14 protein-coding genes are annotated in these 12,927 nt (G+C 68.9%); 12 read left to right on the forward strand and 2 right to left on the reverse strand.

Annotation, left to right across the window (positions count from 1 at the left end; genetic code table 11):
• Positions 1-139: 139 nt before the first annotated feature.
• Together ACFV9G_RS09300 and ACFV9G_RS09305 are read left to right on the forward strand one after the other, a co-directional pair.
• Complete coding sequence (locus ACFV9G_RS09300; protein WP_378727027.1) at positions 140-1,486, forward strand: DUF222 domain-containing protein; 1,347 nt, start codon at positions 140-142, stop codon at positions 1,484-1,486.
• A gap of 122 nt (positions 1,487-1,608) precedes the next feature.
• Positions 1,609-1,944, forward strand: coding sequence for a DUF1048 domain-containing protein (locus tag ACFV9G_RS09305; RefSeq protein WP_378727029.1), 336 nt, complete (start codon positions 1,609-1,611; stop codon positions 1,942-1,944).
• A 163-nt stretch (positions 1,945-2,107) separates the two neighbouring features.
• Here the strand turns inward: ACFV9G_RS09305 and ACFV9G_RS09310 are convergent, their stop codons facing one another.
• The gene (locus ACFV9G_RS09310) at positions 2,108-3,718 is read right to left on the reverse strand and encodes a GMC oxidoreductase (protein ID WP_378727208.1); all 1,611 of its coding nucleotides are present in this window, start codon (positions 3,716-3,718) and stop codon (positions 2,108-2,110) included.
• A gap of 289 nt (positions 3,719-4,007) precedes the next feature.
• Here ACFV9G_RS09310 and ACFV9G_RS09315 point away from each other — a divergent pair, with 289 nt between their 5' ends.
• The 10 genes from ACFV9G_RS09315 to ACFV9G_RS09360 all read left to right on the forward strand — a co-directional run bounded on the left by ACFV9G_RS09315 (position 4,008) and on the right by ACFV9G_RS09360 (position 12,071).
• Positions 4,008-5,351 (forward strand): hemolysin family protein, encoded by a 1,344-nt coding sequence (locus ACFV9G_RS09315; RefSeq protein WP_378727031.1) that lies wholly within the window; start codon positions 4,008-4,010, stop codon positions 5,349-5,351.
• Positions 5,351-6,409 (forward strand): hemolysin family protein, encoded by a 1,059-nt coding sequence (locus ACFV9G_RS09320; protein ID WP_378727033.1) that lies wholly within the window; start codon positions 5,351-5,353, stop codon positions 6,407-6,409. Before ACFV9G_RS09315 ends, ACFV9G_RS09320 begins: the two co-directional genes overlap by 1 nt.
• 42 nt (positions 6,410-6,451) lie before the next feature.
• Entirely contained in the window at positions 6,452-7,144 is a 693-nt protein-coding gene (locus ACFV9G_RS09325; RefSeq protein ID WP_378727035.1) for a CDP-alcohol phosphatidyltransferase family protein, read from the forward strand.
• The gene (locus ACFV9G_RS09330) at positions 7,137-8,060 is read left to right on the forward strand and encodes a DUF881 domain-containing protein (RefSeq protein ID WP_378727037.1); all 924 of its coding nucleotides are present in this window, start codon (positions 7,137-7,139) and stop codon (positions 8,058-8,060) included. Before ACFV9G_RS09325 ends, ACFV9G_RS09330 begins: the two co-directional genes overlap by 8 nt.
• The gene (locus ACFV9G_RS09335) at positions 8,057-8,389 is read left to right on the forward strand and encodes a small basic family protein (protein WP_008359542.1); all 333 of its coding nucleotides are present in this window, start codon (positions 8,057-8,059) and stop codon (positions 8,387-8,389) included. Before ACFV9G_RS09330 ends, ACFV9G_RS09335 begins: the two co-directional genes overlap by 4 nt.
• Entirely contained in the window at positions 8,382-9,719 is a 1,338-nt protein-coding gene (locus ACFV9G_RS09340) for a DUF881 domain-containing protein (protein WP_378727039.1), read from the forward strand. The genes ACFV9G_RS09335 and ACFV9G_RS09340 overlap by 8 nt, the downstream gene beginning before the upstream one ends.
• Before the next feature lie 93 nt (positions 9,720-9,812).
• A complete protein-coding gene (gene gcvH / locus ACFV9G_RS09345; protein WP_378727041.1) occupies positions 9,813-10,199 on the forward strand; it encodes a glycine cleavage system protein GcvH in 387 nt (128 codons plus the stop codon).
• A gap of 101 nt (positions 10,200-10,300) precedes the next feature.
• A complete protein-coding gene (locus ACFV9G_RS09350) occupies positions 10,301-10,783 on the forward strand; it encodes an FHA domain-containing protein (protein WP_378727043.1) in 483 nt (160 codons plus the stop codon).
• Positions 10,784-10,786: 3 nt separating this feature from the next.
• The gene (locus ACFV9G_RS09355) at positions 10,787-11,539 is read left to right on the forward strand and encodes a MerR family transcriptional regulator (protein ID WP_378727044.1); all 753 of its coding nucleotides are present in this window, start codon (positions 10,787-10,789) and stop codon (positions 11,537-11,539) included.
• Positions 11,540-11,603: 64 nt separating this feature from the next.
• A complete protein-coding gene (locus tag ACFV9G_RS09360) occupies positions 11,604-12,071 on the forward strand; it encodes a bifunctional nuclease family protein (RefSeq protein ID WP_091042032.1) in 468 nt (155 codons plus the stop codon).
• A 6-nt stretch (positions 12,072-12,077) separates the two neighbouring features.
• Here the strand turns inward: ACFV9G_RS09360 and ACFV9G_RS09365 are convergent, their stop codons facing one another.
• Entirely contained in the window at positions 12,078-12,914 is an 837-nt protein-coding gene (locus ACFV9G_RS09365; protein ID WP_378727046.1) for a helix-turn-helix transcriptional regulator, read from the reverse strand.
• Between the last annotated feature and the right edge of the window lie 13 nt (positions 12,915-12,927).

Consider the following 12,927-nt stretch of genomic DNA (forward strand, 5'->3'; position numbering starts at 1 on the left):
GAGAAAGATTTCGCCTGTATCGGGGCGGCGGCGAGAGAGTGGCGCGGAGTTCACGTGTCTTGTTCGCTGACTGCGTAACTGTCATCTGACCAGCACAAATGAGTCGCGCTGTGGTGCTTGATCGCATATAATGACGGCTATGTACGAGACCATCGACCGCCTCCTCGACGGGCCGCCTCCGGGTGCGTCCGAGGGTGAGCTGGTCGACTGGATCAGTCGCCTCGAGGCCGTGAAGTGCACCGCCGAGGCCGTTCAGGCAGAGGCGGCGGTACGTCTGGAGGAAGCGCTCCGCGAGCGTCAATCAGAGGCTGGTGTTCCTGCCCGGAAGCTTGGTGAAGGGGTGGCCTCCCAGGTTGCGTTGGCGCGACGGGTCTCACCCGAACGCGGCGCGAAGTTGCTCGGGTTGGCGAAGATCCTGATCGCCGAGATGCCGCACACCTTCGCGTTGATGAGGGCGGGACTGTTCTCCCAGTGGCAGGCCACCATCCTTGCCCGCGAAACGGCGTGCCTCTCGGTGGAGCACCGTCGCGTCATCGACCACCGGCTCTGCGCCCCCGGACCCGACGGTCAGCCCGCCAAAGCGGTGGTGATGGGCCTGCGGCAGCTCGAGAACGCCGCCAAGAAGCTCGCCATCACTCTCGACCAGGCCTCAGTGGTTGCGAGGGCCGCGAACGCAACCAAGGACCGTCGGGTCAGGCTGCGGCCGGCACCAGACACGATGACCTGGCTCGGCGCCCTGCTCCCCGTCAAAGACGGGGTCGCGGTCTTCGCCGCGCTCGATCAGGCCGCGAAGAGCGCGGCGGCCGCTGGTGATGAGCGGACCCGTGGTCAGGTCATGGCCGACACCCTGGTCGAACGCGTCACGGGTCGGGCTGAGGGAGTCCAGCCTCGGATCGAGGTCAAGATCGTGATGAGTGCCGACTCCCTCGCCAACGATGGCGACCAGCCCGCCATGGTCGAGGGCTACGGACCCGTCCCCGCCGCCTGGGCCCGCGAGGCGCTCGCTGATGCGGAGGTGTTCGTCCGCAGACTGTTCACCGACCCGGCCGGCCGCATGGTCGCCATGGAGTCCCGCGCACGGAAGGCCCCCGACGGACTCGCGGAGTTCATCACCACCCGAGACGGCGGGACCTGTCGCACCAATGGGTGTGATGCCCCGATCCGCAACATCGACCACATCCAACGCCACGCAGACGGCGGGACCACCAGCGTCGAGAACCTGCAGGGGCTGTGCGAACGATGCAACCAAGCCAAAGAAGCCCTCGGCTGGCAAGCCAGACCAGGACCCGACGGCAGCATCATCACCATCACACCCACGGGCCACACCTACACCAGCCCGCCACCCGACACCTGGCCGCCGTACCCACTGCCCGACATTCGGTCACCGGAGTCACAACCCGACACTCGGGCACCGGACCCAGCGTCACTGTCGCCCGCCGAGCTCAGGCTGCGCGACCTGATCCTCGACCACACCCTGGCGGCCTGAGGGTCGCGACCGGTGGAAAGTTTCTTCGGATCGGTGCTTGACCTTGACGCTGCGTCAGGGCTGCACGCTTCTTCCATCGGCCCCACGAGGGACTGAACAAACACCGAAGAAGGAGCACCACCATGAACAACCTCCTCAACCGCCTCGTAGGCGACAAGAAGGACTGGAAGCGCATGGAGGCCCGCGCCGCCGAACTGCCGGCCGACTACCGCACCGTCTACGCGGAGATGAAGAGCTACATGTGGCGCTTCACCGCCGGCGACGGCATGGACATCGTCGCCATCTTGCGTGAGGTCCTCGACCTGTTCGAGACCGAGGCCGCTGTCGGCCGCAGCGTCTTGGAGGTCACCGGACCCGACCTGGCCGCGTTCTGCGACGCCAGACTCCCCGAGCAGCACGACGCCTACCGCGCCAAGCTGCGGGCCAACCTCAACGAGGTCGCCCAGAAGCTCGCATGAGGTGGTGGGAAAACGTAAGAGCCCCGCTGGCGTCTCGGGTCACCAGCGGGGCAAGAACAATGTTGCCGCATCACCTAAGGGGTTGTCACCCCCTTTCGGCAAAATCTGCAGAATTTTGCATTGCATGATCCTGCTGGTCCCGTTTCGGGACCAGCAGGCACTGTCAGATGACGGTCCCGACGTCCTTGGCGACGATGTTGTCCATCGCGCGCTCGGCGACGGCGGCGATGGTCATCGACGGGTTGCACGCTCCGGTGGTGCCGGGGATGAGCGCGCCGTCGAGGACATAGAGGCCGTCCTGGCCCTGGACCCGGCCGTCGAGATCGCAGACGGTGCCCATGTTCGCGCCGCCGAGCGGGTGCCAGGTGCTGTTGACGATGGCGTTGGTGTCGATCAGGGCGCCGAGGCCACCGCTGATCTTCGAGACCCGCTCGTGGATGGCGCGATAGCTCGCCGAGTCGCCACCGAAGGGGAAGCGCAGGCTCACCGAGTCCGTCAGTGAGCTGTAGCGGAAGCTGCCGCGGTCGGCGCTGACGCCGAAGCCGACCAGCATCGTGGCGCCCAGGTCGAGGCCGAGGGGGAGTGGTGGCAACGATGCCTGGATGACGGTGTTGGCCCTGGTCGGGTCGGCCCAGTCCTGGCTCTGGTAGACGACGGGACCACCCTGCGTACCGGTGAGATTCTCGTCGAAGGGGCGCCACATGTAGATCCGGTCGCCGTTGGTGCCCCAGCCCTTGCCGAGCTGCTCGGGAAGGTCCGGGATGGTGTCGGTCGCCGCGGCACGCACCAGGAGCTTGCTGGTGTTGAGCGAGCCGGCCGCCATGACCAGCGCGCGAGTGGTCAGGATCTTCTGCTCCACCACGTCGCCGGCGTCGTCGGTGCGATCGACATGGACCTCCCAGCGACCGTCGGCGGCCCGGGCCACGCTCGTCACGTTGTGCCGGGTGGCGACGTGCACCAGTCCGGTGGCCTCGGCCTGCTCGATGTAGGTGACGTCGACGGAGTGCTTGCCGCCGTTGTTGACGCCGAGGGCGCAGTCGCCGTTGGTGTAGGAGGGAGCCATCTCGCCCCGCAGCTCCGCCAGCGCGTAGGACCAGTCGATCGGCATCGGGATCTTCTGCAGGTCATAGCCGGCGGCCTCCACGCGCTCGCCGAATGTACGCGAGACCCGGTAGCTGTCCGAGGCGATCAGCTCGTCGGGCGCGGTCGCGGCGCCGAGCATCTTGGCCACGCGTGGGTAGTGGACCCGGTCCATGAGCTCGTAGTCGAGCTCGTTCGGGAACCAGGTGTTGAAGACCTCGGCGGAGGGCTGCAGCGTCATGCCCTGGTAGACCAGCGAGCCGCCGCCGACGCCGGCTGCGCACATCGCGAGCATGTTCTGGCCGAGGACGGGCTCGAGCAGGCCGACGTACGGACCGAAGTTCAGGGGAGTGCCGAGCAGCTTCTGCAGCGGCTTGAGCGCCTCGGGTGCGGTGGTGTGGAACAGCACCCGCTTGTCCAGCGAGCGCACCGTCGGGAAGGTCTGCGCGTCCGGGCCCGTCGGCCAGCGGCGTCCCCGCTCGAGCACCGTGACAGGTACGCCGGCCTCGGCCAGTCGCAGCGCGGCCACCCCGCCACCGAAGCCAGACCCGATGACGACCGCCCGGTGCTCCTCCCGCACCAGCCGTACGCGACGGGGCGAGGTGGCGGCTGCCGGACCGGCGAGCAGCCCGGACGCGGCGGCACCAGCGGCACCGGCTCCGGCGAGGAACGTACGTCTTGAGGCTGAGAACATGGTCAAGGGGGCTCCCTCGGCTCGTGATTCGTCGGTTACTGCCGCGTAAGAGTTGACGAACGGGCGAGATGTGTCAAGGCTCACAGCCTCGTTCTGGACAACCGTGTCCGGAACACGACACGTCCCTCAGGCCCCCGCACAGCAAACGCAGGAGGCGCAACCACAGCCATGTAGGCTGACCGCACTTCCAACAGCTAAGGACGATCTGAACCCCGATGGACGGACCGCAACCCGGCCAATATCCATGCCCGCTGTGTGACTCGCGGCCGTACCAGTCGAGGTCGGTGCGATGACCGAGGTCCTGTTCATCCTCCTGGCCCTGCTGCTGGTCGCCGCCTGCGGTGTGTTCGTGGCCGCCGAGTTCTCCCTGGTCACGGTCGACCACTCCCAGGTGGAGATGGCCGCCGAGCAGGGCGACAAGCGCGCCCAAGGCGTACTCAGCGCGATGAAGGAGCTCTCCAGCAACCTCTCCGGCGCGCAGGTCGGCATCACCGTGACCAACCTCGGCATCGGCTGGATGTCGGAGCCGGCGATCGCCGAGCTGATCGACGCGCCGCTGCTCGCCACCGGGCTGCCGGAGGGTGCGGTGACGGGGATCGCGGTGGCGATCGCGCTGACCCTCTCCACGATCGTGACGATGCTCTTCGGTGAGCTCGTCCCGAAGAACCTCGCGCTGGCACTGCCCCTGGAGACCGCGCGCGTCACCCAGGGGCCGATGCGGGCCTTCACCCGGATCATGCGCGGCCCGATCAGGGTGCTCAACGGCACCGCCAACGCGATCGTTCGCCGCCTGGGCATGGAGCCGCAGGAGGAGCTGCGCTCGGCGCGCAGCTCGGCCGAGCTCTCCTCGCTGATCCAACGCAGCGCTCACGAGGGCACCCTCGACGCCGACACCGCCGAGCTGATGGAGCGCTCGGTCGAGTTCGGCACCCGCACGGCGGGGGAGATCATGACCCCGCGCGTACGCGTCCACAGCCTCGACCACAACGACCGCGCCGAGGCGCTGATCGAGCTCACCCGGCGTACGGGCAACTCCCGCTTCCCGGTGCTCGACGACCGCGAGGCCGTGGTCGGCACCGTGCACGTCAAGGCGGCCGTGGCGCTGCCGGTGCACGAGCGGCCCACGGCCAAGGTCAAGCACCTGATGGTGCCGCCGGTGGTCGTGCCCGACTCGCTGCGCCTGGACCCGCTGATGGCGCTGTTGCGCGCCGAGGGGTTCCAGCTGGCCGTGGTGCTCGACGAGTACGGCGACCAGGCCGGCATCGTCACGCTCGAGGACGTGATCGAGGAGATCGTGGGCGATATCGCAGACGAGCACGACCCGCTCAGCGCCCGAGCCCGGCTGCGCCGCGACGGCGGCTGGTCGCTGTCGGGGCTGCTGCGTCCCGACGAGGTCGAGGACATCACGGGTGTCGCCCTGCCCGAGAGCGAGGACTACGACACCGTCGCCGGTCTGATGCTGAGCCTGCTCGGCCGCATCCCCGAGCGCGGTGCCTCCACCGAGCTGACCGTCCCCGGCAACCCGCCGCCGGACTCCGATGACGACGATGTGTACGCGAGGTACGTGAAGCTGACCGTGGAGGTCATGGAAGGCCGCCGGATCGACCGGATCTCGATGCAGGTGATCGGCTGATGAGTACGACGACAGGACTCCTGCTCGGCCTGGTGCTGCTGCTCGCCAACGGCTTCTTCGTCGGCTCGGAGTTCGCCCTGGTCTCGGCCCGGCGCAGCCAGATCGAGCCGGCCGCCCAGGCAGGCTCGCAGATGGCCAGGATCACGCTGCGGGCGATGGAGAACATCAGCCTGATGATGGCCGGTGCCCAGCTGGGCATCACCGTCTGCTCGGTGCTGCTGCTGGCGATCACCGAGCCGGCGCTCGCCCACCTGCTCGAGCCCGGCTTCGACCTGATCGGCCTGCCCGAGGCCTTCCACCATCCGGTCGCGTTCGTGATCGCGATGCTCGTGGTCACCTATCTGCACGTGGTGGTCGGCGAGATGGTGCCGAAGAACATCGCGCTGGCCGGTCCCGACAAGGCCGCCCTGGTCCTCGGCCCGGCCATCTACGCGGTCGTCTACGTGCTGCGCCCGATCATCGTCGCGTTCAACTACGTCGCCAACGTGTGCATCCGGGCGCTCGGCATCGAGCCCAAGGACGAGGTGAGCTCGGCCTTCACCCGGGCGGAGGTGGCCGCCATGGTCGAGGAGTCCCGCGGAGAGGGGCTCCTGGAGGAGGACGAGTACGGCCGTCTGGCCGGGGCGCTCGGCTTCACCGAGAAGACGGTCGCCAAGGTCACCATCCCGATCTCCGAGTGGACGATCGTGCCGCGCGGCGCCTCGGGTGCCGACATCGAGGCGGTATGCGCCTCGACCGGCTACAGCCGGTTCCCGGTCGCGGGCGAGAGCGGCGACCTGGTCGGCTACCTTCACATCAAGGACGTACTCGAGCCCGATGACGTACGCCGCCGGCAGCCCGTCCAGAACAAGTGGGTCCGCCCGTTCGCGACGGTCACCCCCGACGACGCGCTCCACGAGACGCTCGAGACCCTGCAGCGCCGCGGCGCCCACCTGGCCCGGGTCGTCCGTGAGGACGGCAGCACGATCGGGCTGGCGACGCTGGAGGATGTCATCGAGGAGCTGGTCGGTGAGATCCGCGACGCCGCCCACGCCGATGACTCCACCCCCACCGACTAGGGTTGGCTCGTGCCGCGTCTGGTGACAGAGGAGAGCCCGCAGATGCCCAACCGTCGATCCGGTGATCCCCGCCTGCAACCTGGCCGGGACGCTCGGCGGCGACCCCGTGGCTCGGCCGACCGCAACCAGCCCGTGCTCGGCAAGCTGCTCAGCATCCTGCGGCTCGTCTACGCGCCGGTGGTGCTGTGGGCGGTGATGATCGCCGAGGACGACACGATCGCGCTGTCCGCGTTCGGTCTCGCGATCGTCACCGACCTGCTCGACAGCTGGCTCAACCGCAAGCAGCTGGGCCGCCGCCGCTCGGGCGAGCTGCTCGACGTGGTGGCCAGCACCGTCTTCGTCCTGGCCGCGACCCTCGCGCTCTGGCAGATCGACGTGATGCCGTGGCCGATCGCGCTGCTGGTGCCGCTGCGGCTCGTCGGGCTGCTGGCGATGATCCCGGCACTGCGCAGCCGTGGGGTGCGTACGCTTCCGGTCCATCTCCTCGGCAAGGTGGCCGCGTTCTGTCTGCTGGCCTCCTTCCCGCTGCTCTACCTCAGCCACGACATCCCCGAGACGCTCGATCTCGGCCTGGAGCCGAGCCTGGCGATCCAGGTGGCGCAGGCCTTCGGATGGGCCTTCGCGCTGTGGGGGATCCTGCTGCTCTGGTGGAGCCTGGTCCTCTACGCCCAGGAGGCGCGTCGGCTGATGGCCACCACGCCGCCGCGGGAGAAGGGCGGGGCGACCCGTGCCTGACCAGATCCCTGGCTCCGAGGACCTGCGCGCCTACGTCACCAAGCCACTGCTGGACCGCATCACCGATCAGGCGATCGACTCCGACTACATGGCCGCCGCCGAGCGGCGCGAGCCCGCGGGGGAGGAGCCGACCCGGCGTCGCCGGCCGGGGCTGTGGGCGATGGTGGTGGTCGGGCTGTTCGCGCTGCTGGCCACGACCGCCGCGGTGCAGACCTCCCGCAACGAGGACATCCGCCAGACCAGCAGGCAGGTCCTGGTCGACCGCATCGAGCAGCGCCAGGACCGGATCGCCGACCTGCATCAGGAGATCTCGGAGCTGCGCGAGGACAACCAGAGCCGCGAGTCGGCGCTCAGCGCGCTCGGCCTGCGGGCCGAGTCGGCATCCTCGAGCGCCGCGGCGACCGCGGAGGAGACCGGGTTCGCCCCGGTGACCGGCTCGGGGATCAGGATCACGATCGACAACGCCGCCGACGGCAGCGAGGGCGGCACCGTCCGCGACTACGATCTCGCCGTAATCGTCAACGGACTGTGGCAGGCGGGGGCGACCGCCGTGGCCGTCGACGGCCAGCGGGTCACCCCGCGCAGCGGCGTGATCACCTCCGGCTCCACCCTGCGGATGAACGACGTCTCGCTCTCGCCGCCCTATGAGGTGTCGGCCATCGGCGACACGCGTACGCTGGCCGCACGCTTCGCCGAGACGGTCTCCGGCGCGATGATTCACACCACGACGCAGGACTACGGGATGCCCTACGACGTCGAGAACATCGACCGGCTCACCCTTCCCGCGGCGCCGCCTGATCTGCTGGAGTTGACCCACCTCGGGGCCAAGTCCAAGGGCACCCAGGGCTCCGAGAAGCCCACCGACAACACCGACGAAGACTCCGAAGAGAACAGCGAAGGGGACCGCGAAGAATGATCGCCGTCATCGGCCTAGTGATCGGCATCGTGCTGGGACTGTTCTTCCAGCCCGAGGTGCCTGTCGGTCTGGCGCCTTACCTGCCGATCGCCGTCGTTGCCGCCCTGGACGCGGTCTTCGGTGCGCTGCGCGCGTTCATGGACGGCATCTTCGACGACAAGGTCTTCGTCGTCTCGTTCATCAGCAACGTCGTCATCGCCGCCGGCATCGTCTACCTCGGTGACCGCCTCGGCGTCGGCGGCCAGCTGTCCACCGGCGTCATCGTCGTCCTCGGCATCCGCATCTTCACCAACGTCGCAGCCATCCGGAGGCACATCTTCCATGCCTGACCGGAAGAGGAGGCCACCGGCGAAGCGGACCCCGGCGAAGAAGGCGCTGGCTAAGAAGGTGCCGGCGAAGAAGCCTGCCGAGCCCGAGGAGGAGACCGTCACCGAGGACGCCGCCACGCCCGAGGTCTCGGACGAAGGTACGCCGCCTGCTGAGCAGGCGCCCGCGGAGTCTGCCGAGTCGACCGAGTCGGCCGAGGCCGAGGAGGCCCAGGAGCAGTCGGAGACGGACGCACCTGATGAGGCTGCGTCCGACGAGGCTGTCGACGAACCCGAGGAGCAGGTGGCCGAGGAATCCTCCGCACGCGAGCCCGAGGAGGCGGACGACGCCGAGGAAACGGACGACGCGCCGGTCGAGTCCACCGAGAAAGCGGACGACGTCGAACCTGCTGCGGCGGAGGCAGCAGAGCCCGAGGAGACCGAGGAGCCGGAGGCCGAGAAGGCCGATGAGCCCTCGGACAGCCCGGAGCCCGACGAGGTCGTGGACGCGGCTGGAGACGAGAAGCCTGAACAGGCCGACGAGGCCGAGGAGGTCGCCGACGCCGAGGAGCTTCCGAAGACCGAGAAGGTCGACGAGGCTGACGAGGCGGGTGAACCGGATGAGCCCGAGGAGGAGCCGGGGCCGCTGGTCGGCCGGGCGCGGCTGTTCGACGCGCTCACCCACTTCCGGCGCGGCCAGGTGGCCGTGGCGGTCCTGCTCTGCGTACTCGGCTACGCCGCGGTGGTGCAGGTCCAGACGAACACCGAGGACTCGACGTACGCCGGTCTGCGCGAGCAGGAGCTGATCGACATCCTCTCCGGCCTGGCCGGCACCACGCAGAAGGCCCAGGAGCAGATCGAGGAGCTCGAGGGGACCCGCGACGAGCTCGAGGACCAGACCCTCCAGCAGCAGACCGCGCTCCAGCGTGCCGAGGAGCAGGTCGACACGCTCCGGGTGATCGCCGGGACGGTGCCGGTCAGCGGTCCGGGGATCACCATCGAGATCGACCCCGGCACCGATCCGCTGCGGCTGACCGCGCTCCTCGACCTGATCGAGGAGCTGCGTACGAGCGGCGCCGAGGCGATGGAGATCGAGGGTGCCGATGGCGAGGCCGTGCGCCTGGTCGCGTCGTCCTCGATCGAGGTCAGCCAGCCCGGCCAGGGACTCAACGTCGGCGGCGAGCTGATCAGCCCGCCCTACCGGCTCAAGGTGATCGGCCCGCCCGACACGCTGGCCGGCGCGATCGACTTCTACCAGGGCCCGCAGGACCAGCTCGAGGAGCAGGGCGCGGAGGTCAAGGTGGAGCCGGAGGAGAAGATCGACATCGAGTCGATTCACACCGTGTCCCGCTGACGGTTTCGTCGGTGGGGCGCAGTAGGGTTTCGACAACCGGCTCGCGGGACGATCTTCCGCGGCCAGACCAGTACGCCTGATGAGGAGATGGCCGTGTACCCCGAGGACCTGAAGTACACCAGCGAGCACGAGTGGCTGCGCAACCCTGGCGAGACCGAGGGCTCCGTACGGGTCGGCATCACCAACTACGCCCAGGACGCTCTCGGCGACATCGTCTACGTGTCGTTGCCGGCCGTCGGCGACACGATCACGTCGGGCGAGAGCTGCGGTGAGCTCGAGTCGACCAAGTCGGTCAGCGACATCTACGCGCCGATCTCCGGCGAGGTCGTCGCGGTCAACGGATCGCTCGACGCCACGCCCGAGCTGGTCAACGACGACCCCTACGGCGGTGGCTGGCTGTTCGAGGTCACACCGTCCGATCCTGCCGAGCTGGAGAGCCTCCTCGACGCCGCGGCGTACGAGGCATCACTCGACGCGTAACTCAACCGAACACCTGGGCCGACCTGATAGGTTGCGGATACCATCCCTCAACGCTCACTTGAGGGTAGGTGCCCGGCCCTCGATGAACCTGGAGCTCAAAAATGTCCGTGTGCCCCGCTTGCGGCAGCCAGAACCCCGACGAAGCGCGGTTCTGCTCGCAGTGTGGCGTAAGCCTGACCGGGACCGACCAGACCTCGACGATTCAGCTCGGGGCTGACGCCGACACCTCTGACCGGGTGCTCAGCCCGATCGAGGCGGCCACCGTCGAGGCCCTGCCGAGGGGCAACGGCATGCTCGTCGTGCAGCGTGGTCCCGGTGCCGGAAGCCGCTTTCTGCTTGACCAGGACACCGTGGTCGCGGGTCGCCACCCGGACAGCGACATCTTCCTCGATGACGTCACCGTCTCGCGTCGCCACGCCGAGTTCGCGCGCACCGGCGACACCTTCGAGGTCTCCGACGTCGGCAGCCTCAACGGCACCTACGTCAACCGCGACCGGATCGAGAAGGTCGTCCTCACGGACGGCGACGAGGTCCAGGTCGGGAAGTTCCGGCTCGTCTTCTACGCCGGGCACGAAGGGGCGTAGCCGATGGCCGCCGCCGCGATGCCTGACCCTCAACGGCCGGCTAGCGACTCGGGGGAGCGGCTCAACATCGGGCAGGTCCTGGACCAGTTGCGTCCGGACTTTCCCACGGTCACCATCCCGAAGATCCGGTTTCTCGAGGACAAGGGACTGATCAAGCCGGAGCGTACGCCCGCGGGCTACCGCAAGTTCTCCCGCCGTGATGTCGAGCGGCTGCGCTATGTCCTGAGGATGCAGCGTGACCACTACCTGCCGCTCAAGGTCATCGGCGATCACCTCGACGCGATCGACCGCGGCCTCGAGCCGCCGGCGATCGAGCCGACCGTGCCCACGGTCCCGACGGTCGCCCTGACTCCCAGCGGCGCGCCCGGGGCGGAGTCGTTCCGGCGTACGGACAACATGAGGATCTCGCGGCGTGAGCTCCTCAAGGTGGCCGAGGTCGACGACGTGCTGCTGACCGAGCTGGAGAAGATGGCGCTGGTGGTGCCGCTGCGCAGCGGTCACTACGACACCGACGCCCTCGCGATCGCGCGCACGGCCAAGGAGCTGGCCGAGTTCGGCATCGAGCCTCGTCACCTGCGCGGCATGAAGGCCGCCGCCGACCGCGAGGTCGGCCTCATCGAGCAGATCGTGGCGCCGTTGCGGCGCCCCGGGAACGCCGGAGCGCAGGGCCGGGCCGAGGAGATCGGCAGCGAGATCGCCTCCCTGGCGGTCCGTCTGCACGCCACCTTGGTGAAGTCGGGCCTGCGCGACCGCTGACTCGGTTCGTGTCGCCGGTCAACCGGGCTGCTGTCGCGACCTGGAGACGGGTAGGGTGGATGACATGCGCGAGGTCGATGTGCTCGGAGTCCGAGTGGAGATGCCCTCCAACCAGCCGATCGTGCTGTTGCGCGAGGTGGCGGGTGAGCGATACCTGCCCATCTGGATCGGCGCGGTGGAGGCGACCGCCATCGCCTTCGCCCAGCAGGGCGTGGTTCCGCCCCGTCCGCTGACCCACGACCTGCTCAAGGACGTGCTCGAGGCGACCGGCAACGAGCTGACCGAGGTGCAGATCACCTCGGTCACCGACCGCGTCTTCTACGCCAACCTGGTCTTCGCCTCCGGCGTCGAGGTGAGCGCTCGGCCTTCGGACTCGATCGCGCTGGCGCTGCGGACGGGGACCAAGATCGTGGTCTCGGACGAGGTCCTCGACGAGGCGGGGCTCGCTGTCCCGGCCGAGCAGGAGGACGAGATCGAGAAGTTCCGCGAGTTCCTCGACGAGATCACCCCCGAGGACTTCGAGTCCCACTAGGGCGGATCATTCGCTCAGGGCCAGCATCGCCTTCTCGTCGACCGTCTCGGCCTCCGCCTGGTAGACGACCATGCGCTGGCCGCCGGTGCGGGCCAGCTGCATGACCTCGTAGGTGAGCGTCATCCGGCCCACCCGCGGATGCTCGAACGTCTTGGTGCCCCCGCTGCGCTCGCACACGTCGTAGAGCTCCCAGATCCCGGCGAACTCGGGTGACTTGAGCAGCAGCTCGCCGACGAGCGCGGCCAGGCGGGGGGAGTCGACGTCGGTGCCGCCGACGGCGCGCAGGTTGGCGACCGAGCCGGCCACCGTCTCGTGCCACGGGTCGAGCAGGTGCCGTCCTACCGGGTCGAGGAAGAGGTAGCGGGTCAGGTTGCGGTGCTCGGTGGGACCGTCCCACAGGCCGGGGTAGAGCCGCCGCCCGGGCAGGTTGGACGCCAGCAGGTCGTTGTGCCGGCTGACCACGAAGGCCGGCAGCGGACGCAACGTCTCGAGCATGACGAGCACGGAGGGACGTACGGTCAGATCGGTCGTCGCCCGGGGCTCGCCGAAGCGTCCCGAGGCGACCTCGGCGAGCTCGTGCAGCCGCTCGTGGGCGTCGCCACTCAGGCGCAGCGTCTGGGCCAGGGAGTCCAGGACGGACGCCGACGGGTTGGTCTCCCGACCCCGTTCCAACCGGGTGTAGTAGTCGACGGACACGCCCGCGAGGGCGGCCAGCTCCTCACGCCGCAGGCCAGGCGTACGCCGCACCCCGGTGCCCGCGGGCAGGCCCGCCTCCTCGGGGGTCACCCGTGCCCGCCGGGCGCGCAGGTAGCGCCCGAGCTCAGTCGCAGCCATCTCGCTCATCCCCACCAGTGTG

The organism is Nocardioides sp. NPDC059952 (genome assembly GCF_042730435.1).
Taxonomy (GTDB): Bacteria; Actinomycetota; Actinomycetes; order Propionibacteriales; family Nocardioidaceae; genus Nocardioides.

What these genes read in the sequence shown, in the direction of transcription:
- ACFV9G_RS09300 (WP_378727027.1), top strand. Translation starts at nt 140, where the DNA reads ATGTACGAGACCATCGACCGCCTCCTCGACGGGCCGCCTCCGGGTGCG.
- ACFV9G_RS09305 (WP_378727029.1), top strand. Translation starts at nt 1,609, where the DNA reads ATGAACAACCTCCTCAACCGCCTCGTAGGCGACAAGAAGGACTGGAAG.
- ACFV9G_RS09310 (WP_378727208.1), bottom strand. Translation starts at nt 3,718, where the DNA reads ATGTTCTCAGCCTCAAGACGTACGTTCCTCGCCGGAGCCGGTGCCGCT.
- ACFV9G_RS09315 (WP_378727031.1), top strand. Translation starts at nt 4,008, where the DNA reads ATGACCGAGGTCCTGTTCATCCTCCTGGCCCTGCTGCTGGTCGCCGCC.
- ACFV9G_RS09320 (WP_378727033.1), top strand. Translation starts at nt 5,351, where the DNA reads ATGAGTACGACGACAGGACTCCTGCTCGGCCTGGTGCTGCTGCTCGCC.
- ACFV9G_RS09325 (WP_378727035.1), top strand. Translation starts at nt 6,452, where the DNA reads ATGCCCAACCGTCGATCCGGTGATCCCCGCCTGCAACCTGGCCGGGAC.
- ACFV9G_RS09335 (WP_008359542.1), top strand. Translation starts at nt 8,057, where the DNA reads ATGATCGCCGTCATCGGCCTAGTGATCGGCATCGTGCTGGGACTGTTC.
- ACFV9G_RS09340 (WP_378727039.1), top strand. Translation starts at nt 8,382, where the DNA reads ATGCCTGACCGGAAGAGGAGGCCACCGGCGAAGCGGACCCCGGCGAAG.
- ACFV9G_RS09350 (WP_378727043.1), top strand. Translation starts at nt 10,301, where the DNA reads ATGTCCGTGTGCCCCGCTTGCGGCAGCCAGAACCCCGACGAAGCGCGG.
- ACFV9G_RS09355 (WP_378727044.1), top strand. Translation starts at nt 10,787, where the DNA reads ATGGCCGCCGCCGCGATGCCTGACCCTCAACGGCCGGCTAGCGACTCG.
- ACFV9G_RS09360 (WP_091042032.1), top strand. Translation starts at nt 11,604, where the DNA reads ATGCGCGAGGTCGATGTGCTCGGAGTCCGAGTGGAGATGCCCTCCAAC.
- ACFV9G_RS09365 (WP_378727046.1), bottom strand. Translation starts at nt 12,914, where the DNA reads ATGAGCGAGATGGCTGCGACTGAGCTCGGGCGCTACCTGCGCGCCCGG.